The 21,036-nt window shown below is 66.8% G+C and carries 21 protein-coding genes; 12 read left to right on the top strand and 9 right to left on the bottom strand.

The window, feature by feature from the left end; genetic code table 11:
- The first annotated feature begins 104 nt into the window (after positions 1-104).
- From ffh to rimM, 4 genes are all read left to right on the top strand, one after another.
- Positions 105-1,631 carry a signal recognition particle protein gene (gene ffh / locus RF701_RS05670; protein ID WP_210357967.1) on the top strand — a complete coding sequence of 509 codons (1,527 nt, stop codon included), beginning with the start codon at positions 105-107 and terminating at the stop codon, positions 1,629-1,631.
- 30 nt (positions 1,632-1,661) lie between these two features.
- Entirely contained in the window at positions 1,662-2,075 is a 414-nt protein-coding gene (gene rpsP, locus RF701_RS05665) for a 30S ribosomal protein S16 (RefSeq protein WP_308814381.1), read from the top strand.
- Positions 2,076-2,215: 140 nt separating this feature from the next.
- Positions 2,216-2,356, top strand: a complete 141-nt coding sequence (locus RF701_RS05660; protein ID WP_203310782.1) for a hypothetical protein — start codon at positions 2,216-2,218, stop codon at positions 2,354-2,356.
- Between the two features lie 25 nt (positions 2,357-2,381).
- Complete coding sequence (gene rimM, locus RF701_RS05655; RefSeq protein ID WP_210358317.1) at positions 2,382-2,840, top strand: ribosome maturation factor RimM; 459 nt, start codon at positions 2,382-2,384, stop codon at positions 2,838-2,840.
- 438 nt (positions 2,841-3,278) lie between these two features.
- Here rimM and RF701_RS05650 read toward each other — a convergent pair whose 3' ends face one another.
- Positions 3,279-4,187: an NAD(P)/FAD-dependent oxidoreductase gene (locus RF701_RS05650; protein WP_308815617.1), complete on the bottom strand. Its 909-nt coding sequence runs from the start codon at positions 4,185-4,187 to the stop codon at positions 3,279-3,281.
- Positions 4,188-4,241: 54 nt separating this feature from the next.
- Between RF701_RS05650 and RF701_RS05645 the strand changes: the two genes are divergently transcribed.
- Genes RF701_RS05645 through rplS form a run of 4 tightly spaced genes read left to right on the top strand, consistent with a single transcriptional unit; the run spans position 4,242 to position 5,999 of the window.
- Entirely contained in the window at positions 4,242-4,505 is a 264-nt protein-coding gene (locus tag RF701_RS05645; RefSeq protein WP_203310783.1) for an AbrB/MazE/SpoVT family DNA-binding domain-containing protein, read from the top strand.
- The gene (locus RF701_RS05640; RefSeq protein ID WP_210357965.1) at positions 4,502-4,879 is read left to right on the top strand and encodes a type II toxin-antitoxin system VapC family toxin; all 378 of its coding nucleotides are present in this window, start codon (positions 4,502-4,504) and stop codon (positions 4,877-4,879) included. The genes RF701_RS05645 and RF701_RS05640 overlap by 4 nt, the downstream gene beginning before the upstream one ends.
- On the top strand, positions 4,876-5,610 hold the full coding sequence (gene trmD, locus RF701_RS05635; RefSeq protein WP_308814380.1) for a tRNA (guanosine(37)-N1)-methyltransferase TrmD: 735 nt from the start codon (positions 4,876-4,878) through the stop codon (positions 5,608-5,610). The genes RF701_RS05640 and trmD overlap by 4 nt, the downstream gene beginning before the upstream one ends.
- A complete protein-coding gene (gene rplS, locus RF701_RS05630) occupies positions 5,607-5,999 on the top strand; it encodes a 50S ribosomal protein L19 (RefSeq protein ID WP_043060011.1) in 393 nt (130 codons plus the stop codon). Before trmD ends, rplS begins: the two co-directional genes overlap by 4 nt.
- Before the next feature lie 69 nt (positions 6,000-6,068).
- Here rplS and RF701_RS05625 read toward each other — a convergent pair whose 3' ends face one another.
- The 5 genes from RF701_RS05625 to dnaG form a co-directional block, all read right to left on the bottom strand.
- Positions 6,069-6,401 (bottom strand): hypothetical protein, encoded by a 333-nt coding sequence (locus tag RF701_RS05625; RefSeq protein ID WP_287977943.1) that lies wholly within the window; start codon positions 6,399-6,401, stop codon positions 6,069-6,071.
- Positions 6,394-7,935, bottom strand: a complete 1,542-nt coding sequence (locus tag RF701_RS05620; protein ID WP_308814379.1) for a PepSY-associated TM helix domain-containing protein — start codon at positions 7,933-7,935, stop codon at positions 6,394-6,396. Before RF701_RS05620 ends, RF701_RS05625 begins: the two co-directional genes overlap by 8 nt.
- Before the next feature lie 2 nt (positions 7,936-7,937).
- Positions 7,938-8,249 carry an iron transporter gene (locus RF701_RS05615; protein WP_308814378.1) on the bottom strand — a complete coding sequence of 104 codons (312 nt, stop codon included), beginning with the start codon at positions 8,247-8,249 and terminating at the stop codon, positions 7,938-7,940.
- Positions 8,250-8,457: 208 nt separating this feature from the next.
- Positions 8,458-10,488 carry an RNA polymerase sigma factor RpoD gene (gene rpoD / locus RF701_RS05610; protein ID WP_308814377.1) on the bottom strand — a complete coding sequence of 677 codons (2,031 nt, stop codon included), beginning with the start codon at positions 10,486-10,488 and terminating at the stop codon, positions 8,458-8,460.
- Complete coding sequence (gene dnaG / locus RF701_RS05605) at positions 10,488-12,368, bottom strand: DNA primase (RefSeq protein ID WP_308814376.1); 1,881 nt, start codon at positions 12,366-12,368, stop codon at positions 10,488-10,490. Before dnaG ends, rpoD begins: the two co-directional genes overlap by 1 nt.
- A 62-nt stretch (positions 12,369-12,430) precedes the next feature.
- Between dnaG and RF701_RS05600 the strand changes: the two genes are divergently transcribed.
- Positions 12,431-12,631 carry a hypothetical protein gene (locus tag RF701_RS05600; protein ID WP_308814375.1) on the top strand — a complete coding sequence of 67 codons (201 nt, stop codon included), beginning with the start codon at positions 12,431-12,433 and terminating at the stop codon, positions 12,629-12,631.
- A 122-nt stretch (positions 12,632-12,753) separates the two neighbouring features.
- On the opposite strand, the gene RF701_RS05595 is transcribed toward RF701_RS05600, so the two are convergent.
- The 3 genes from RF701_RS05595 to RF701_RS05585 form a co-directional block, all read right to left on the bottom strand.
- Positions 12,754-13,302 carry an Lrp/AsnC family transcriptional regulator gene (locus RF701_RS05595; RefSeq protein ID WP_308814374.1) on the bottom strand — a complete coding sequence of 183 codons (549 nt, stop codon included), beginning with the start codon at positions 13,300-13,302 and terminating at the stop codon, positions 12,754-12,756.
- Positions 13,303-13,355: 53 nt separating this feature from the next.
- Complete coding sequence (locus tag RF701_RS05590; RefSeq protein WP_308814373.1) at positions 13,356-16,448, bottom strand: autotransporter outer membrane beta-barrel domain-containing protein; 3,093 nt, start codon at positions 16,446-16,448, stop codon at positions 13,356-13,358.
- A gap of 421 nt (positions 16,449-16,869) precedes the next feature.
- Positions 16,870-17,760 carry a LysR family transcriptional regulator gene (locus RF701_RS05585; RefSeq protein WP_308814372.1) on the bottom strand — a complete coding sequence of 297 codons (891 nt, stop codon included), beginning with the start codon at positions 17,758-17,760 and terminating at the stop codon, positions 16,870-16,872.
- 88 nt (positions 17,761-17,848) lie between these two features.
- Here RF701_RS05585 and RF701_RS05580 point away from each other — a divergent pair, with 88 nt between their 5' ends.
- The 3 genes from RF701_RS05580 to RF701_RS05570 are packed head-to-tail and all read left to right on the top strand — an operon-like array spanning position 17,849 to position 21,031.
- Positions 17,849-19,381 (top strand): CoA-acylating methylmalonate-semialdehyde dehydrogenase, encoded by a 1,533-nt coding sequence (locus RF701_RS05580; RefSeq protein WP_308814371.1) that lies wholly within the window; start codon positions 17,849-17,851, stop codon positions 19,379-19,381.
- Between the two features lie 4 nt (positions 19,382-19,385).
- Positions 19,386-19,889, top strand: coding sequence for a hypothetical protein (locus tag RF701_RS05575; protein WP_308814370.1), 504 nt, complete (start codon positions 19,386-19,388; stop codon positions 19,887-19,889).
- On the top strand, positions 19,886-21,031 hold the full coding sequence (locus tag RF701_RS05570) for an acyl-CoA dehydrogenase family protein (protein ID WP_210357954.1): 1,146 nt from the start codon (positions 19,886-19,888) through the stop codon (positions 21,029-21,031). Before RF701_RS05575 ends, RF701_RS05570 begins: the two co-directional genes overlap by 4 nt.
- Positions 21,032-21,036 lie beyond the last annotated feature (5 nt).

Genomic DNA, 21,036 nt, shown 5'->3' with positions numbered 1-21,036 from the left:
CGATCGTGGGACGTGAAAGGCAAGCGCCATGAGCGCACGCCGGCCGACGAGGTTTCGTCCGCCGGCGTCTTTTGCGTTGTGCGTATGTATGGGGTTTTGAGGCGATGTTCGACAGTCTGAGCGACCGGCTTGGCGGCGTCTTCGATCGCCTGCGCGGCCGTGGCGCGCTGACCGAGGCCGACGTGCGCGCCGCGATGCGCGAGGTGCGCGTCGCGCTGCTCGAGGCGGACGTTGCCTTGCCGGTCGCGCGCCAGTTCGTCGACAAGGTCACCGAGGAAGCGGTCGGCCAGAACGTGCTGCGCTCGGTCACGCCGGGGCAGCAGGTCGTCAAGATCGTCAACGACGCGCTGGTCGAGATGCTCGGCGGCGACGATCCCGAGGCCGCCGAACTGCACCTGTCCGTCACGCCGCCCGCGGTCGTGATGATGGTCGGCCTGCAGGGGTCGGGCAAGACGACGACGACCGCGAAGATCGCGAGGCGCCTCAGCGCGGGCGCGATGGGGCGCGACCGCAAGAAGGTGCTGATGGCGTCGCTCGACGTCAATCGCCCCGCCGCGCAGGAACAGCTCGCGACGCTTGGCACGCAGATCGAGGTGGCGACGCTGCCGATCGTGCCCGGCCAGCAGCCGGTCGACATCGCCCGCCGCGCGATGCAGGCGGCGAAGCTGCAGGGCTATGACGTCCTGATGCTCGACACCGCCGGTCGCCTCCACGTCGACCAGGCGCTGATGGACGAGATGAAGGCGGTGGCGGACATCGCCACGCCACACGAGATCCTGCTCGTGGTCGACTCGCTGACCGGTCAGGACGCGGTCAACGTCGCGCAGAACTTTTCGGCGCAGGTGCCGCTGACCGGCGTCGTGCTGACCCGCATGGACGGCGATGCGCGCGGCGGCGCCGCGCTGTCGATGCGCGCCGTCACCGGCAAGCCGATCAAGTTCGCCGGCACGGGCGAGAAGATGGACGCGCTCGAGGCCTTCCACGCCTCGCGCGTCGCCGGCCGTATCCTCGGCATGGGCGACGTCGTCAGCCTTGTCGAGCGCGCCGCGGAGTCGATCCAGCAGGAAGACGCCGAGCGCATGTCGAAGCGGCTCCTGAAGGGCCAGTTCGACATGAACGACTTGCGCGGCCAGCTTGCGCAGATGCGCCGCATGGGCGGCCTCGGCGCGCTCGCAGGGATGATGCCGGGGATGAAGAAGGCGCAGAATGCCGTCGCCCAGGCAGGCGGCGACAAGGTGCTGATCCACATGGACGCGATGATCGGTTCGATGACCGTCAAGGAGCGCGCCAACCCGGCCCTGATCAACGCCAAGCGCAAGATCCGCATCGCCAAGGGGTCCGGCACGACGGTGCAGGAGGTCAACAAGCTCCTGAAGATGCACCTCGAAATGTCGACCGCCATGAAGAAGATCAAGAAGATGGGCGGGCTGAAGGGCATGATGGCGATGCTCGGCAAGGGCGGCCCGATGGGCGGTCTCGGCGGGCTCGGCAATGCGATCGGCGGCGCCGACCTTGGCGACATGATGAACAAGGCGGGCGGGGGACTCCCCGGCCTCGGCAGCGGGGCGGGGCCGGATGGCATGCCCAAGCTGCCGCCAGGGTTCGAGAATTTTCTGAAGAACAAGAAATAAACAACTGATTTAGCAAGGAAGAATACGAAAATGGCACTCAGCATTCGCCTGTCGCGTGGTGGCTCGAAGAAGCGTCCCTATTACCGCATCGTCGTCGCCGATGCGCGCAGCCCCCGCGATGGCAAGTTCATCGAGAAGATCGGCAACTACAACCCGCTGCTCGCCAAGGATGACGAGAAGCGCATCGTCCTCGACGCCGAGCGCGCCAAGCACTGGCTGTCGAATGGCGCGCAGCCGACCGACCGCGTCGCCCGCTTCCTCGACGCCGCCGGCGTGCGTGAGCGTGCCGCGCGCAGCAACCCCAACAAGGGCAAGCCGGGCGAGAAGGCGACCGAGCGCGCCGAGGAGCGTGCAGAGAAGCTGAAGGCGCAGCAGGAAGCGGCAGCCGCCGCCAATGCCGCGCCGGCCGAGGAGGCGACCGCCGCCGAGGCGACCGCCGAGTAATCGCCGGTCGGACATCTGCCGCGCGCGGCGGATGTCCCGACGGTGCCGCGCATTGCGCCCCGGCGCAGCGGGTGTCGGCACCCATCAGGCATCCCGTTGCGCCATGATGCGTTAGCGCTCCTGTCTTAGGAGAGCGCATCATGGCCAACGACCCTTTTCCCGACCCGCGCACCGCGCCGGAGGACGATGAAGACGCCAGCAACGAAGGGGTCTCGAGCACCGACCCCGCCGAAGGCGACGACTCCGCCCCCGCCGGCGACGAAGGCAGCCCCCAAGGCTGAATCCGCGTCAGGCGGCGCGCCGACCGTGACCCTCGCGGTCGTCATCGGCGCGCATGGCATCCATGGCCAGGTGCGGCTGAAGGTCTTCGCCGACGATATCGCCAGCTATCGCCAGTTCAACGGCGGCGCGCTGACGCTCAAGTCGGCGCAGGCCGGGCCTAACGGCACGATCGCCCGTTTCGCCGAGATCACGGACCGCACCGCCGCCGAGGCGCTGCGGGGCACCGAGCTTACCGTGCCGCGTAGCGCGCTGCCGCCGCTGGGGGAGGGTGAATATTATCACGCCGACCTGATCGGTGTCGCCGCGCAGACCCCCGATGGCGAGCCGCTCGGCACGATCGTTCTGGTCGAGAATTTCGGCGCGGGCGACGTGCTCGAGATCGAACGGCCAACGGGCAAGCGCTTCATGGTGCCGATGCGTCCGGAGGCCGTGCCCGAATGGAATGCGGAGCGACTCGTCGTCGATCCTGCCTACGTCGAATAGGCTGGACAAGAACGTCCATTTCTGCCATATAATCGGTTTGTTCGTGATCCTCGCGGCTGCCTCTTTCTTATGGTCTAGCGTCGTCAAATGTCCTGATTGGGCATAAGCTCAGCCGAGGACGGCTGTCGCTGACACTGTTCCCGCGGCCCGCCTGGGCCGTCGCCACGATCGGAGCGAAGCGCATCGCCCGCGGCGCAGCTTCGGTCATCCCCAGCAAAGCCGGTCGCAATGACCGCGGCTGTGGGAGGGGGTGTGCAAGAATGTGGGCGCGTCGCATTGCCGCGTTGGCGGCGCGGGAATGGCGGTGCAGCGAACGTGCCGATCAGGGCTAATTATGGCCGAAACGGGCATGTGACTTTTCGATCCAACAAAGCCTTGAAAACGCGATGTTTCGATCGTCTGCCGACCCCTAAACACTGCGACTTTCTAACGCTTTTGTCATCTTCGGATCGGCTGCCGTTGGTTCAGCAGGTTGCGGATCGTCGTCGCTGCGACCCCGGCCTCGCCCATCGCATGGCTGATCTGGTCCAGCCCCTTCACCACATCGCCTGCCGCGAACAGGCCAGGAATGCTGGTGCGCTGGTGATCGTCGACCTCCAGGCATCCCTCGTTATTGGCGCGGGCGCCCGCTGCCACTGCCAGGTGCGACCGGATGCGCGAGCCGAGCGCGGGATAGATGCTGTCGAACGCCATGCGCCCGCCGGCGGTATCGAGCGCCAGCTGCGCGCCTTCGATAGCCCAGCCGCCGCACGGGCCGTCGACCCTGGCGATACCGGCCTCGTCGAGCGCCCGCGCACAGCTGTCGTCCAGTTCGTGGCCTGCCTCCGGCGCGATCAGCGTCACGTCGCGCGTATAGCCACGCAGGAACAGCGCCTCCCGCATGCCATGGTCGCCGGTACCGATCACCCCGACGCGCCGATCGGTCACCTCATATCCGTCGCAGATCGGGCAATAGCGAAGCAGGCCCCGTTCCAGCGCCGGGTCGTGCACCTCCGGCAACAGCCCCGCGGGGCGGTGGTTCACCACGCCCGTCGCCAGCAGGACGGTACGCGCGGGATAGGTGCCGTGATCGGTCCGCACGACGAAGTCGTCGCCGTCCCGCTCGATCGCGATGACCTTCACCGGCTCGCGCACCGCGCCGTAGCGCTCCGCCTGCGCGAGCATCAGCCGCAGCAGCTCCTTGCCCGCGATCCCCTCCGGATAGCCCGCGTGGTTGTGCGTGCACGGGATCATCGCCGCGCGGCTCGATCCGCTGTCGAACAGCCGGATCGAAAGATGGAACCGCGCCAGATAGATTGCGGCGGTCAGCCCGGCCGGGCCGGCGCCGATGATGATGCAATCGTCCATCACGCTTGAACCGCTGCACGCATGTATATACATCCTGTAGATACGGAGGTCGCCATGGGTAACGAATATCGCGCCAAGGTGTTCAAATCGGGGAATTCGGTGGCGCTCCGCCTGCCCAAGGCACTGGGGCTGAAGGAAGGCGACGAGATGGTGCTGCGCGAGGAGCAGGGCGGCTTCGTCGCCGAACCGGCGCCGGTTGTGGCGAAGAAGATCGACCTGACCGGCATCTGGGGTTCGTGTCCGGGGATCAGGCCGGCCGAGCGGTTGGAGATGGCGCCACGCGACCTGGATTGGGAAGGCAAGCTGCTTCGCCCATGACGAACCCGCGATACCTTCTTGACACCAACATCCTCGTCTATCTCATCGGCGGGGTCAGCGAACGACTTCGTGATCGTGTCGAAGAGCATGAGCCGGGGACCGTGGCGACATCAGCGCTGTGCGTGGCGGAAACGCTGTACGGCATCGTCGATGCTCAGGAAAAAGCCGCGTTGAGTCGCCTGCTCGACGTCATTGCGCCGCTGCCCTTCACCGTGGCGGAGGCCCGTCGCTTTCCAGAGATTCCATTCAGGCGGCGGCGGCTCGATCGGCTCATCGCCGCGCACGCCTTGGCGCTCGGCATGACGATTGTCACCAACAACGAAGCCGACTTCGCCGACATTCCGGACCTCGCCGTGGAAAACTGGACCCAATGATCTTCGCCGCGACTGTCCTCACTTTGTACCCGGAGATGTTCCCCGGCCCGCTTGGCGTGTCGCTCGCCGGCCGTGCGCTGCGTGAGGGCGGCTGGTCGTGCGAGGCGGTGCAGATCCGCGACTTCGCGACCGACCGGCATCGGTCGGTCGACGATACACCGGCGGGCGGCGGGGCGGGGATGGTGCTGCGCGCCGACGTGCTCGCCGCGGCGGTGGACAGCGTCGCCGATGGCCGGCCCGTCCTCGCCATGACCCCGCGCGGCGCGCCGCTCACCCAGGCGCGGGTGCGGCAGCTCGCCGCCGGCCCCGGCGTCGTCGTGCTGTGCGGCCGGTTCGAAGGGTTCGACGAACGGCTGCTGGAGGCGCGCAGCATCGAACAGGTGTCGATCGGCGACTATATCCTGTCGGGGGGCGAGATGGGGGCGCTGGTGCTGCTCGACGCTTGCATCCGGCTGCTTCCCGGCGTAATGGGCGCGGCTTCCAGCGGGGATGACGAGAGCTTCGAAACGGGGCTGCTCGAGTATCCGCAATATACCCGCCCCTATGAATGGGAAGGGCGCACGATCCCCGAAGTGCTGCGATCGGGGGATCATGCGAGGATCGCGGCCTGGCGTCAGTCGATGGCCGAGACCGACACACGGCTAAGGAGGCCGGACTTATGGGAGCGCCATGAGGGCGCTCGGGTCCAGTCTCCCTCTGGCGCGCGGCGCATGAAGGATGATGTGACATGAACCTGATCCAGCAGCTCGAAGCCGAGCAGATCGAAAAGCTGACCGCCAAGCGCGCGATCCCCGAATTCCGTCCGGGCGACACGCTGAAGGTCGGCGTGAAGGTCGTCGAGGGCGAGCGTACCCGCGTCCAGAACTACGAGGGCGTGTGCATCGCGCGCTCGAACAAGGGCATGGGCTCCTCGTTCACCGTCCGCAAGATCAGCTTCGGCGAGGGCGTCGAGCGTGTCTTCCCGCTCTATTCGCCGAACATTGATTCGATCGAGGTGGTCCGCAAGGGTGCGGTGCGTCGCGCCAAGCTCTATTACCTGCGTGGCCGCACCGGTAAGTCGGCGCGTATCGCCGAGCGTCGCGACACGCGTCCGGCCAAGGGCACCGCGGCCGCCGAGTGATCGGGCCGCCGGTCCTTCCGGCAGGGTAACGAGAGGGCGCGGGGGGATGCCTCCCGCGCCCTTTTCGTGTCAGCGCGAAGCGGCGGCGACGCTGGTCGCCTCGGTGCGGCGCGACAGGCCCAGCAGCAGGCGTACGGGCGCCAGCACCACCGCCGGCCGCACCGACAGCGCCAGCACCACCGCCCCTCCGGACAGCGACGCCGACGCGAGCATCCGCACGATGCGCTCGCCGCCGATGTCGGTGCCGCTTCGCATCAGCGCCGCTGCCAGGATCGTCCAGCCGCCGAGGCGGAGAAGCAGGATCGCCCGCCGCCCCGGTTCGCCCGTCGCGTGCCGATGCCGAAAGGACGCTCCCGCCAGCAACAGCCAGGCACAGGCCGTGATGACCGCGGTCTCAAGCACGGTCCGCTCCCTGGCGTACACGCTTCGAGAGGAGGGGCTTCCCCGTCGACAGCGAGCGCCAGCTTGCCAGCGCGAACAGCGACGCCATGGCGATCATCGCCGCGTCGAAGCCGGCGAAGACGAAATCTCCCTCGATCAGCGACCCGGGCAGGCCGTGATGGGTGGTGAGCGCGTTGGCCAGCGGGACTGCGGCAAAGGCGGTGGCCGCGCAGGCCAGTCCCTCCGTCCAGGCGCGGCGCACCGGGCGTGCGCATTGGGCGACCGCGACGACGCCCCAAGACCAGAACATCGCCTGCACCTCAATGTCGGCGCGCCCCGGCGCCCCGGCGGGGATCAGGCGGTTGGCCAGCAGATAGGCCGCCATGCCGATCGGCGTGCCGACGATCGTCGCGATATTGAGCCGCTCGACCAGCCACAGGCCCGGAAAGGGCACCGCGCCCGCCCGCCGCCGCGCCGCCGTCCAGAGCAGCAGCCCCGTGCCGACCATCGCCGTCCCGGTAAGTCCCAGGCAGAATAAGGCCCAGCGCAGGTCCTGTCCGGCGAAGTGCGCGACATGGAGGCCCAGCATCGTGCCAGCCGTCGATGCCGCGGCGCCTGTCCCGCCGCCGGTTCGGCCGAGCAGCTGCCCGGTCGCGCCGGAATAGGTCAGCGTCGCCGCGCCGGCGTTGAGGGTGCCGAGCGTCGATCGGATGAAGGTGACCCGCGCCGCCGCGTCATTGGGATGCTGCACGATCATCGTCGCCGGTGGTGCTTTCCAGCGCCGCGCCGCATCGTCGGCAAGCGGCGCGATGGCGACCAGCGGTGCACGGCGACCCGTCGGCGCGATCTCGGCTGGCGTACCATATACCTCCCGATCGAAATCGGCCGGCCTCGCGTAATTGGTGGCGATCGGCGAGGGCATGTACATGGCGATCAGCGTCAGCAGGCCGGTGTAGGTGATCATCGCATGATAGGGCAGGGCGAGAACGGCAGAGACGTTATGCGCATCCAGCCAGCTGCGCTGCCCCTTGTTCCAGCGTAGCGTGAACAGGTCGGCGAATATCCTTTTGTGGGTGATGACCCCCGACACGATCGCGCCCAGCATGAACATCGCGCACGCCCCGGCGACCCACCGGCCCAGCGGATAGGGGAGCTCGAGCTGGAAATGGAAGCGGTAGAAATGCTCGCCCCCCAGTGTCTCCCGCGCACGGACCGGATGTCCGGTCGCTGGATCGAGCACCAGGTCCTGATCGTGGCGGGGCGCGCCCGGCTTCGACGCGGGAAGCGCGAACACGCGGGTGACGTTGGTCCGCGAATCGGGAAGGTAGACGTACCATAAGGTATCGTCGAAACCGACGCGCTGGAGGTAGGACACTGCGGCCGCTGCTGCGTGCGTGGCAGAGACGGGGCGCATAGCCAGTTCCGGCTGCATCCAGCGCGTGATCTCCGGCCTGAAATAGCTGGCGGTGCCCGTCAGGAACATTGCGAACAGCAGCCACCCCGCCAGAAGGCCCAGCCAGCCGTGAATCCATGCCATCGTTCGACGCAGCGACATGGTCACGACCCCATGCCAAGCAGTGCAATCGCCCCGTCGGCGAGGAGCGTGCCGCCCCACATGATGGCAAGAACCCGGGTCAGCCTTGGCTCGTGAAAAGCCCAGAGGCCTGCAATGACGTACAGCAGGGGGCTGAGCAGCAGTGCCCACAGCGTCGCCTCCGCCCTTGCCCCCGGCAGCAGCCGCGCGAGCAGGGTCGCGAGCGCTGCCGCCGCCAGATAGCCTCCGACAAGGGCAGTGAACGCGCGTGCCGAGATCGCAAGCCACGCTGCGCCCAGTGGGCGTCGAGGCGGATACTGGCGATCGGCAATCATGGAGAAGGAAACGTTCCTTGCGGCGGGCACGGGCCGTCTACCGAGGAATGCGAATAACTTGCAATAGCGAAAGTGCTTTCATGCCGGTTATCGGTGCCAGCGTGCGGCTCCTGTCGCCATCGTGTTTGGACAAACGAACGCCCGCCCGGTCCATCGACCGGGCGGGCGCCGTTCGTAGCTCATCCGACCGGAAGCCGGACGAAGGGAGTTACTGATCCAGGAACGAGCGCATCTTGCGGCTGCGGCTCGGGTGCTTGAGCTTGCGCAGGGCTTTCGCCTCGATCTGCCGGATACGTTCGCGGGTGACCGAGAACTGCTGGCCCACTTCCTCCAATGTGTGGTCGGTGTTCATGCCGATACCGAAGCGCATGCGCAGCACGCGCTCCTCGCGCGGGGTCAAAGAGGCGAGGACACGGGTGACCGTTTCCTTGAGGTTCGCCTGGATCGCCGCGTCGACGGGGATGACCGCATTCTTGTCCTCGATGAAGTCGCCGAGATGCGAGTCCTCCTCGTCGCCGATCGGCGTTTCGAGGGAGATCGGCTCCTTCGCGATCTTCATCACCTTGCGCACCTTTTCGAGCGGCATGCTCAGGCGCTCCGCCATTTCCTCGGGCGTGGGCTCGCGGCCCTGCTCGTGCAGGAACTGGCGGCTGGTGCGGACCAGCTTGTTGATCGTCTCGATCATATGGACCGGGATGCGGATCGTCCGCGCCTGATCGGCGATCGAGCGGGTGATCGCCTGGCGGATCCACCAGGTCGCGTAGGTCGAGAACTTGTAACCGCGGCGATACTCGAACTTGTCGACCGCCTTCATCAGGCCGATGTTGCCCTCCTGGATCAGGTCGAGGAACTGCAGGCCGCGGTTCGTGTATTTCTTAGCGATGGAGATGACGAGCCGCAGATTCGCCTCGACCATCTCCTTCTTGGCGATCCGGGCCTCGCGCTCCGCCTTCTGAACCATATTGACGATGCGGCGGAACTCGCTCAGCGCCATGCCGGTCTGCTGCGCGATATCGCTAATCTCGGTGCGGATGCGATCGACGGCATCCGCCTCGTTCGCTGCGAAATTGCCCCACTTCTTGTCGAGGCCGCGAACGGTGTCGAGCCAGTTCTCGTCCAGCTCCTGTCCCATATAGCGGTCGAGGAAGTCCTTACGGCTGACCTTGTGTCGCTCTGCGAGGCGCAGCATCTGCCCGCCAAGCGCGGTCAGGCGTCGGTTGTAGGCATAGAGCTGGTCGACGAGATACTCGATCTTCGCCTGATGGAACTGGACGCTTTCGACCTCCGCCGTCAGCTCCTCGCGCAGCTTCTGGTACTTGCGCTCGTCGGCCGCCGACAGTTCTGCACCCGCCGCCATGGCATCGAGACGGCTCTGCTGCACCTTGGCGAATTTCTTGTAGATCGCCGTGATATTGGCGAACTTCTCGAGCGCCTGCGGCTTGAGCGTCTCCTCCATCTGCGCGAGGCTGAGGGTATTGTCCTCGTCCTCGTCCTCGGTGGCGCGCGGACGGCGCTCGCCGCCCTCCTCGTCCTCGTCGGCAGAAACCTCCTCGGGCTCTTCCTCTTCCTTGAAGGAGGGGCCTGCGGCGCTCTCGCTGATCTCGCCGGTATCGTCCTCGGCACCCTCGACCTGCTCGGCCGACGGCCCCTTGGACAGCATCGCGTCGAGATCGAGGATCTCGCGCAACTGCATCGTGCCCTCGTTGAGCGCGGTCGACCAGTCGATGATCGCGTTGAAGGTGATCGGCGATTCGCACAGGCCGAGGATCATCGTGTCGCGACCAGCTTCGATACGCTTGGCGATCGCGATCTCGCCTTCGCGCGACAGCAGCTCGACCGCGCCCATCTCGCGCAGGTACATGCGAACGGGATCGTCGGTGCGATCGACCGTCTCTTTCTTCTTCGTTTCCGGTGCAGGACCGCCGGCGCCGTCGGAATCGACCTCGGTCGCCTCGTCGCCGTCGTTGGAATCCTCCTCGGATTCCCCGTCCTCGCCCTGCTCTTCATTCTCGACGATGTTGACGCCCATCTCGTTGAGCGCCGACATGATGTCCTCGAGCTGGTCGCTCGACATCTCACCCTGCGGGATCGCCTCGTTCAGCTGGTCGTAGGTAATGTACCCGCGCTTCTTCGCGCGCGCGATCAGCTTCTTGACCGACGCATCGTTGAGGTCGATCAGCGGCGCGTCGCCCGTATCAGCCGTATCGGTCGCGTCCGCCGCCATGTTCGCCTTCGCCATCAATTGTCCTCGGACCCAAATGCTCGGGCGTCTTCGTTCGACTGCACCAGATTTGCAAGTCGAAGCTCCAACGCCTGTTTCTCTTTCACCAATGCCACCTGCCGTTCGAACGCATCGTCGGTGAAATGCCGCTGCATTGCCGCCGTCGCTTCGCCCAGCGCCTGTTCCACTTCCGGCTGAGCGACCAGGATCGCGATCGCCTCGTCCAGATCGGCCCGGGCACGCACCGGATCACCGCCATTGCGCGTAAACGAATAGGGCATCGTATCGGCTCTCAGCAGGTCGCTCGCGACTGAATCGAAACCGCTGTTCGCCAATATGGTACGCAAGGCTGCGCTATCAAGCGCCCTGTCCTCGAGCGCGACGTCGACGACCGCTTCGAACAATCGGCCAAGTGCGCCATCCGCCATGCGGAGGCTGCCCAGCACCTCCATGTGCCGTGCGATCTCCACCGGGTGGCGGATCAATCCGGCGAGCACCGCTTTCGCGAGCACGCGGTCGAGGCCGACGGCGCGGATCGCCTTGGCATCGTCGGTGACCGGGGCCGCAGGCTGTTTCCAATTGCCCTTCGCATCGCGCCGGCCGCGCGGCCGCTGATCGAAGGGGACGAACGCGCGCGGCTGCGGCTTGAAATGCTCGTAGAAGCGACGCTTGAACTCGCTCTCATATTCGATGCGGACGCCATGATGCGCGATCGTCGCAGCGAGATCGTGCAGCCGCTGTTTCAGCCCCGCACGCTGTTCGGGCGTGTCGAGCGGTTCGGCGGCAAGTTCGCTTTGCCACAGCCGATCGACCAGCGGCTGGGTCTCCGCCAGCAGCGCCTCCATCGCGCCCGCGCCACCGGCCTTGACCAGATCATCGGGGTCCTGGCCCTGCGGCAGCGTCACGAAGCGCAGGCTGCGCCCCGGGGCGAGCAGGGGCAGCGCGCGGCCGGCGGCGCGCAGGGCTGCCTTCTGCCCCGCGGCATCGCCGTCGAAGCACAGGATCGGCACGTCGACCATCCGCCACAGCCGTTCCAGCTGGTGCTCCGTCAAGGCGGTGCCCAGCGGCGCGACAGCCTCCGCGATTCCCGCCTGGGCGAGCGCGATCACGTCCATATAGCCTTCGACGACGAGCACGCGGTTCGCCTTGCGCGCGGCCGGCGCGGCGCGATCGATATTGTAGAGCGTACGCCCCTTGTCGAACAGCGGTGTGTCGGGCGAATTCAGGTATTTGGGTTCGCCATCGCCGATCACCCGACCGCCGAAGGCGATGGTCCTGCCGCGCGCGTCGCGGATCGGGATCATCAGCCGGCCGCGGAACCGGTCATAGGGCTCCTTGCCCTCCACCTGGATCAGCAACCCGCAGTCGATCAGCGCCGGATCGCCATAATCCTTGAGCGCCGCCTTCAGCTTGCCGCGGCTGTCGGGGGCATAGCCCATGCCGAACGCGCGCGCGGTCTGCGCGGACACGCCGCGCTTCGCCAGCACGGCGCGCGCGTCCGCCCCCTCCATGCCGTTCAGCTGCTCGCTGAACCAGCTGGCGGCATCGCCCATCGCCTCGTGCAGACCCTTGGCCTTCTCCGCCTTCTGCGCGGCGCGTCGATCCTGCGCCGGCATCTCCATGCCGGCCGCCTGCGCCAGTTCCTTGACCGCATCGATGAACGGCAGGCCGCGTTGGTCGGTCATCCAGCGGATCGCGTCGCCGTGCGCCGAACAGCCGAAGCAGTGGTAGAAGCCCTTGTCGTCGTTGACGTAGAAGCTCGGCGTCTTCTCGTTATGGAACGGGCAGCATCCCTTGTGCTCGCGCCCAGCCTTGTGCAGCTTGACCGTCTTGCCGACCAACGCCGACAGCGAGGTCCGCGCGCGTAGCTCGTCGAGGAAGGCGGGCGAAAGGCTCATGCCGCACCCGTGACGATGCGCGCCGCCGGTGGCAGGTCCGCGGTGCTGATCATCGATGCGCGATGCAGCGTTTCTCGCTTCACCGGGCCGAGGCGTTCGCCCGGGCGCCGGCGATCCTGGAAGGGCGCGCGGACGCCGTCTTTGCCATGCCTCCCGGGATACGCGAACAGAACCATCGCATGCGTTTGTCAGAATGCGGCGGTTCGGTCGAGCGGAACCGTATCCATCGGACGCGCGCCTCGACCGTGCGCGCGGTCGGGTAGGAAGCGGAGCATACCCGCCGGGGAGCGACCGACCGCATCGCAAGACTGCCTGGGCGGGATGGGCGGCATCCGGCCCGTCCGACGCACGGTAAAGCTGGACGAACCTTCCGCCAGCCACGCGATCACATCAGCGGCACTTCCGTCACGCTCTTCACCTGCTTGAGCGAGACGATGCTGCTGACCTCCGACAGATAGGGTACTTTGTTGAGCTTTTCGCGCAGGAATTGGAGGTATTCCTCCATATCGACGACCATCACGCGAAGGAGGAAATCGAACGAGCCCATCAGCATGTGACATTCGACGACCTCGTCCATCCGGCACAGTTGCTCCGAGACCTGGTCTAGGTTGAGGCGGCCGTCGGCATCGATCTTGATCATCACATAGACCTGGACGCTCAGGCCAAGCTTGGCCGGGTCGAGCAGCGCGACCTTCCGGCGGATGATGCCTTCGCGCGTCATCCGGTCGATGCGTCGCCAGCAGGGCGTCGGGGTCGATCCGACCCGTTCCGCGAGATCCGCCAGACTGATCTCGCAATCCTTTTGAAGCAGTTTCAGAATTGCCACCTCGAGCCGGTCGAGGCGTCGCACCTCGTCGTCCCGCGTTGATCGCTGCGGAGGGACGGCGAGGGGCAGAACGGGGTCCGGAGTGGAGAGTTTGTGGTGCCGGACCATGGTTCTACCCCCTGCGTCGTGTCATTGCTCCCGATGAGTCTGTTGTGGACCGATCAGAACCGCGCGGCAATACCGATCAGGCCGGCATGGTCGCGCAGGTTGTCGCGGAAGGCGCCTTGGTAGGTGAGCGTGATCTTCAGCTGGTCGGAGGCGGCGGTGGTGACGCCGGCGGCGATCCGCGCGGCGTCGCGGCCGAGGGTCTGCGAACGGATCGCGAAGGGCACGTCGGCCTGGGTCGCGAAGGCGCCGGACAGCGCGGCGTTGGTGTCGCCCAGTTCGTGGCTGTAGGACACGCGGGCGAAGGGCGTGATCGAACCCTGGCCCTTGAGCGGCATGCGATAGGCGATGCCGCCGCCGGCGCCGACCTGGATCGACTGGAAGGTGGTGCCGGCCACCGCCAGGGCGGCGGGCGAGCCGCTTTCCACGGTGCTGCCGCCCGACAGCGAGCGATAGGTGACGACGGGGATGTAGGCGTCGATCGTCAGCCCCTTCTTGCCCTTTGCACTCAGCACGTTGTCGAGCTGCGCGGAGACGGCGGTACGCGACAGCGTGCCGCGGTTGACGCCCGCGATGCCGTCGATGCCGCTGACCAGGCGGTTGCTGGCATGGTCGATGCGCGTCACCGAGCCCTGCAGCGCGACCGAGCCCAGCTTGTGGCGCACGACGCCGAAGATGCTGGCGCCATAGCCCTTCAGATGGTCGCGATAGGCGTAGCCGCCCGCAGCCGAATCGGCGGTGACGTAGGACAGCGACCCGCCAAGGGAGACGTCGCCGTCATTGGGCGTGACGTCATAGCCCATGACGACGCCGACATAGTCGGAGCGCAGCGCACGCACGCCGCCGCCGGCGCCGACCTTGGTCCGGCCCGCGAGCACGCGCGCCCAGCTGCGGCCGGTGCGCGCGACGGGTGCTGCGTCGGTCGCGCCGTCGCCCGCTCCGCCGGTGGCCTGGGCAGCGCCGTCCGCCTGGGATGCGGCGTCTGCCGTCGCCGGGGTCGCCGCCGCGTCGAGCGACTGCGACAGATTGACGTCGCCGGCGCCGGCCAGCGCGACGGGGGCGTCGGGGATGGCATCGACGAGCGCGCCGATGGCGGCATCCGTGGTGCCGGGGATACGCGAGAGCGCGGTCGCGCTGACCTCGCCCGCGACCGTCGGCGTGTCGAAGCGGCCGCCGCGTAGATCGGCGATGCGGCTGTCCTGCACCTGCGCGACGCTGTCGAGGATCGCGCGGTCGGCGAGCACCTGCGTCGCATGGCCGTCCCCGCGCAGGTCGCCCGAGGCGGCACGCGCCTGGTCGAAGGTGGAGAATTGCAGCGCGCCGAGCAGCTCCGCGTTGCCGGGCGTCGACAGATTGGAGGCGGTGCGCAGCGCCTTGCCCAGCCCGTCGCCCGACGCCGCATTGGCGAACACCGACGTATCCTCGAACGCCGGCCGCGCCACCAGCGACAGCGACGAGAAGCCGTCGTCGGTGGCGTTGAAGTATTGCTGCGTCGCACTGAACCCCTGAACGGCCGCCATCGGCGTGTAGACAAGATCGAAGCCGAGCATGCTGCCCTTCTTCGCGGTCACGATTTGCGACAATCGGGTCGTGTCGAGCGCGATCTTTTCACCATCACGCAGAAAATATCCGAATCGACCCCGGAAGAAGTTCGGGACGATGTAAGGATCGTCATAGAACGGAACCGTCGTTCCAACCCCACCAAATTCGCATCCGGCGTAGCCGATCGCGATTTGATCGATACAATTCCGTGGCATTGGCTTGTCGCGCGAATCGATCACGCCCTGCATCAGCGGGATGACCTGGCCCGGACGGTAGAAGCCCTGCGCGAAATTGGCGCCGACCGTGGCGCCGGGGAAGATGCTGATCGGCGCCACGACGTTGTATGATCGAAGAATATTGATATAGTCTCCAAAGTTTAGCGGATCGCCTCCGTCTTTCAGTCGCGAGCCGGAGGCGAGCCAGACGCGCTCCTGATAATTGGTGAGAGCCGCCTTCGTCGTCGCCGGTGATACCTGGAAGATCGTCTGCGACGTGGGACGCAACTCCGTCTTGTAACGGGGCAGGCCGCTGACGTCGGCCCGAATGGGGGATTCGACATCGCTCGACGGCACGTGAAATTCGAGGGCGGTCGGCAGAATCGTTCCGGCGAGAACGCTGTAGCCGGCAATCCGTCCCGAACCGGACAGCGTTGCAAGGTTCTTAAGGAGCAACAGAGGACCCAGAAGGCCGGGGTCAAAGTTCCCGTATAGCCTTTCCTCGTTGTTGGTGGTGATGGTGCCGCCATCCAGGTTGATGATGCCCCGGTCGGCGACGATCTGTCCGTTGTGGAGGTAGCCGCCCTTCTGGATGTTCAGAACGCCAGTCTTGACCCAGACGGTATAGGCGCCGCTGGTGGTATCCAGATCCCACCGGCCGCCGGTGTCGACGGTGATCTGTCCGTATTGCCCTTTGAAGAAGGCATCGGCGGTCGTGGCGTTGAAATTGGGATTCAGATCGCCCTTCACCCTGCCGGTGATCTTCAGGATGTCGTCCATCGTCTGATAGCCGGGCATAGTGATCAGCCCGTCGTTGCGCATGTCGACGCCGTTGTAAGTAATGCAGCCGGACAGGGTGCCGCTGTGCCAACCGTCGCCGGTATCGCAATAGGATGTGACGGGATTGCCCTCGAGATTCCCTGCGGGATCCTGATAGCGCAGGAACGCCTGCGAGTCCTTCATATGGTGGACGGCGTACACGATACGGTCGCGCAGCGACTGCGGCAGCCTGGCCAGCGGCTCCGACAGATAGTCGAGCAACGCGTCCTGCCATCCGGAGGAAAGAACTTGCCCTTCTGCCGAACCGCCGTGAAAGCCGATGATGGTCGCGGGGCCGAACCCGTCGTAGATGGTCGGCCGCTGGGACGCATCGGCGATGCCGCGATTTGGCGACCCGATCAGGGCGAAGGCGCAGGCCGAATAGCAGCCGCCGTCGACGACCACCGTGACGTTGTGCTTCAAGAAATAGTCGGCCATCAAGAGGCCACCGAGGGCGATGCCGCCGGGATTGTCGCGCAGCACGACCCGGTTGATCGTGATGCCGCGCTTTGCAGCCTCGCTGAAGTAGAGTTCGAGAAAGTCGGCCTCCCAACTGGTTTCCGAACCGGTCATATACAGCGTGCCGTCCTTAAACCACCAGGACTGATATGCCGCCTGGCCAAAGGCAGGGCCGGCTAGCGCGCAAGTCGACACGGCTGCGGCGGAGGTCACAAGAAGACGCCGCAAGAAATTCATTCTCTTCATTTAATCCCCCAATATTTCGCACGACACCGATATTCGGCGCGGGTGTATTCACCAGCTGCCGAATCCCCCGTTGCGTGGGTCGGACATTAGGAGCGCGGCGAGAAAATGTTTTTCTCAATTCTTGGTCGTTGCGCTAAGCGAATGAGTAGGAGTTTGCTAAAACCGCGCAGGTGGCGGAAATCCGTTGCGGCAAATCGTATACCATCGAAGCGGATTGACCCGCGCCACCATCGCGCGCGCGAACCACGGAGCGCGCGGGCGGGTGCGGGCTTCGCGGGCGGGCGCGGGCTTATCGCCGCGAGGCGTGGCCGAGGAGTAGCCCTTTGTGGCGCGCGACGACCTCGGCGAGCCAGTCGAGGAATTGCCGGACCTGCGGACGCTCGCGGACGTCACGGTGGACGGAAAGCCAGAAGGCGCGTTCGATCGCGCGGTCCGGCAGGACGGCGACGAGCCCGGCATCCATGTCGCCGATGAAGCACGGCAGCACGCCGATCCCCGCGCCGGCCGCGACCAGGCGATGCTGGGCATTGATGCTGCTTGACGTTACCGATGCGCTCAGGCCCGCGCCGATCTCGTCGAGATAGTCGAGTTCCGGCGCGTAGAGGATGTTCGGGACATAGCCGACCAACGGGTGGGCGCGCAGGTCCGCGACCTGCGTCACCGGGCCGGCGCGGTCGAGGAAGTCGCGGCTGGCGTAGAGGCGCAGCACATAGGGGCTGAGCTTCCGGATCATCAGCGGGCCCCGGCGCGGCTTGGCGAGCAGGATGGCGATGTCGGTCTCGCGCCGCGAGGGGCTGAGAAAGCCGCTCGACGCGACCAGTTCGACATGAACGGATGGATGCGCCTCGAGGAACGAGGCGAGATGCTCGGCGACGAACCACGTGCCGAATCCCTCGGCCGTGCTGACGCGGACGACGGAGCGGCCTGCATGAGGGTCCGCCGCGCCGCTGCCCAGCGACGCCGCTTCCATCGCGGCCGCGCTGTCGGCGAGCCTACGGCCCGCCGCGGTGAGTCTGGGGCCGCTGCGATGGCGTTCCAGCAGCGTCTGCCCGCAGGCCTTTTCCAGCCGCTGCAGCCGGCGGCTTACTGTCGTCGGGTCCGTCCCCAGTTCGCTCGCCGCGCGCGCGATCAGGCCGTGGCGCGAGACGGCAAGGAGAATGCGCAGGTCGTCCCAGTTCATCTGGCTGCACTATTGCAGGCCAGGGCTGCGCGTCCAGCGGTTGTCGCGGGGCGCTTTTCGCGGCAGCTTGGCGCAAAAGGAGAGAGTCATGCGTCAGATCGACCATCTCATCGTCGGGCATGCCGGCGGCGGTTCCGCTGCCCGCGCCGGCGACGTTTTCGATCCCAACACCGGCCAGGTCCAGGCGCGCGTGTCGCTGGGTGGCCAGGCGGACCTGGACCGGGCGATCGCCGCCGCGCAGGCCGCGCAGCCGGGCTGGGCCGCGACCAACCCGCAGCGGCGCGCGCGCGTCATGTTCCGCTTCAAGGAACTGGTCGAGCGCGAGATGGACAGCCTGGCGCATCTGCTATCCTCCGAGCACGGTAAGGTCATCGCCGACGCCAAGGGCGACATCCAGCGCGGGCTGGAGGTGATCGAATTCGCCTGCGGCATCCCGCATGTGCTCAAGGGCGAATATACCCAGGGCGCGGGGCCGGGGATCGACGTCTATTCGATGCGCCAGCCGCTGGGCATCGGCGCGGGCATCACGCCGTTCAACTTCCCGGCGATGATCCCGATGTGGATGTTCGGCGTCGCCATCGCGTGCGGCAATGCGTTCATCCTCAAGCCGAGCGAGCGCGATCCCTCGGTGCCGGTCCGCCTTGCCGAACTGATGCTGGAGGCGGGCGCGCCCGAGGGGATCCTGCAGGTCGTCCATGGCGACAAGGAGATGGTCGACGCGATCCTCGACCATCCCGCGATCAGCGCGGTCAGCTTCGTCGGTTCCTCCGACATCGCGCACTACGTCTATCGCCGCGGCGTCGAGGCAGGCAAGCGCGTCCAGGCGATGGGCGGTGCCAAGAACCACGGCATCGTCATGCCGGACGCCGACCTCGACCAGGTCGTCGCCGATCTGGCGGGCGCGGCGTTCGGCTCGGCGGGGGAGCGGTGCATGGCGCTGCCGGTCGTCGTTCCCGTCGGCGAGCGGACCGCCGACGCCCTGCGCGACAAGCTGGTGCCGGCGATCCGCGCGCTGCGGGTCGGCGTGTCGACCGACGCGGAGGCGCATTACGGACCGGTGATCAATGCCGCACACAAGACGCGCGTCGAAAACTGGATCGGCACCGCGGTCGACGAGGGCGCGGAGCTGGTGGTCGACGGGCGCGGCTTCACGCTCCAGGGCCATGAGGACGGCTTCTTCGTGGGGCCGACGCTGCTCGACCGCGTGACGCCGCAGATGCGCTCGTACCAGGAGGAGATCTTCGGTCCCGTGCTCCAGATCGTGCGCGCGCCCGATTTCGAGACCGCGCTGCGGCTGCCCAGCGAGCATCAATATGGCAACGGCGTCGCGATCTTCACCCGCAACGGCCATGCCGCGCGCGAATTTGCGGCGCGGGTCAATGTCGGGATGGTCGGCATCAACGTGCCGATCCCGGTGCCGGTCGCCTATCACACCTTCGGCGGCTGGAAACGGAGCGCGTTCGGCGACGTCAACCAGCACGGCACCGAGGGCGTGCGCTTCTGGACCAAGGTCAAGACGGTGACGCAACGCTGGCCCGACGGCTCCGCCTTGTCGCCGGGCAGCGAGGATGGCGGCCCGAGCCGCATCCAGGATGCCTTCGTCATTCCGACCATGGGGTAGGATGATGCGCGCTCCGACGCTTTGCTTCGCGCTCATGCTCGCCCTGCCGGTCGCCGCCTGCGGAGGCGGGGGCGGGGCGGGCAACAACAGCCAGCAGGCCGCGACCGCCCAGGCGGAACCACCGGCGAAGCTGACCGAAGATCCCGACAACGCGCTGCTGCCCGTCACACTGCCGTCGCCGGTCGCGCTTAAGGCGATCCCCGCCGCCTTCCAGGGGCGATGGGGCATGGTCGCGAACGACTGCGACCCCAAGCGCGCCGACACCAAGGGGCTGCTGACGATTGCGGGCGACCGGCTCTCCTTCTACGAGTCGCGCGGCACCGCGACGCGGATTCGCCGCGAGGGCGCGGACCGCATCCTGTTCGACCTGCCGATGAGCGGCGAGGGGATGAGCTGGTCCGAGCCCACGATCCTGACGCTCAAGGACGACGGTCGCGTCCTCGTCCGCGATGTCACCGCCCCCGCCGACCGCGTCGGCGCCACCCGTTACCAGAAGTGCCCGGCATGACGAACCAGTTCGACCTCACCGACGACCAGCGCGAGATCCAGGAACTCGCGCGCCGCTTCACCGCCGACCGCATCACGCCGTTCGCGGCGGAGTGGGACGAGAAGCACCATTATCCCGTCGACGTGTGGAAGGCGGCGGGGGAGCTCGGCTTCGGCGCGATCTACGTCAGCGAGGAATCGGGCGGGATCGCGCTCGGGCGGCTGGAGGCGGCGCTGGTGATGGAGGCGATGGCCTATGGGTGTCCGGCGACCAGCGCCTTCATCTCGATCCACAATATGGCCGCCTGGATGATCGATCGTTTCGGCTCGGCGGACGTCAAGGCGCGCTACCTGCCCGGCCTCGTCACGATGGAGACGATCGGGAGCTATTGCTTGACCGAGCCCGGCTCCGGCTCGGACGCGGCGGCGCTGAAGACCAGCGCGCGGCGCGACGGCGATCATTACGTGCTGAACGGGACCAAGCAGTTCATCTCAGGCGCGGGCTACAACGACCTCTACGTCTGCATGGTGCGGACGGGGGAGGAGAAAAGCCGCGGGATCAGCGCGATCGTCGTCGAGAAGGACACGCCCGGCCTGTCGTTCGGCGCGCCCGAGAAGAAGCTCGGCTGGAATGCCTCGCCGACCGCGCAGGTCATCTTCGAGGATTGCCGCGTGCCCGTCGCCAATCTGGTCGGTGCGGAGGGCGAGGGGTTCCGCATCGCGATGGCGGGGCTCGACGGCGGGCGGCTAAACATCGGCGCCTGTTCGTTGGGCGGGGCGCAGCGCTGCCTGGACGAGGCGATCCGCTACACCAAGGAACGGCAGCAGTTCGGCCAGCCCGTCGCCGACTTCCAGAACACGCAGTTCATGCTTGCCGACATGGCGACCGACCTGGAGGCAGCGCGTGCGCTGCTCTACCTCGCCGCGGCAAAGGTGACCGCGAATGCGCCGGACAAGTCGCGCTTCTCCGCGATGGCGAAGCGGCTGTCGACCGACAGCGGCTCGGCGATCGTCGATCGCGCGCTGCAGCTTCATGGCGGCTACGGTTATCTCAAGGATTATCCGATCGAGCGATTCTGGCGCGACCTGCGCGTCCATTCGATCCTGGAGGGTACCAACCAGGTGATGCGGATGATCGTCGGGCGCGACCTGCTGCGGCAGTAACGCCG

This window comes from Sphingomonas sp. GV3, assembly GCF_031082075.1.
GTDB lineage: Bacteria > Pseudomonadota > Alphaproteobacteria > Sphingomonadales > Sphingomonadaceae > Sphingomonas > Sphingomonas beigongshangi.
This window is presented reverse-complemented; position numbering and strand designations above follow the sequence as displayed.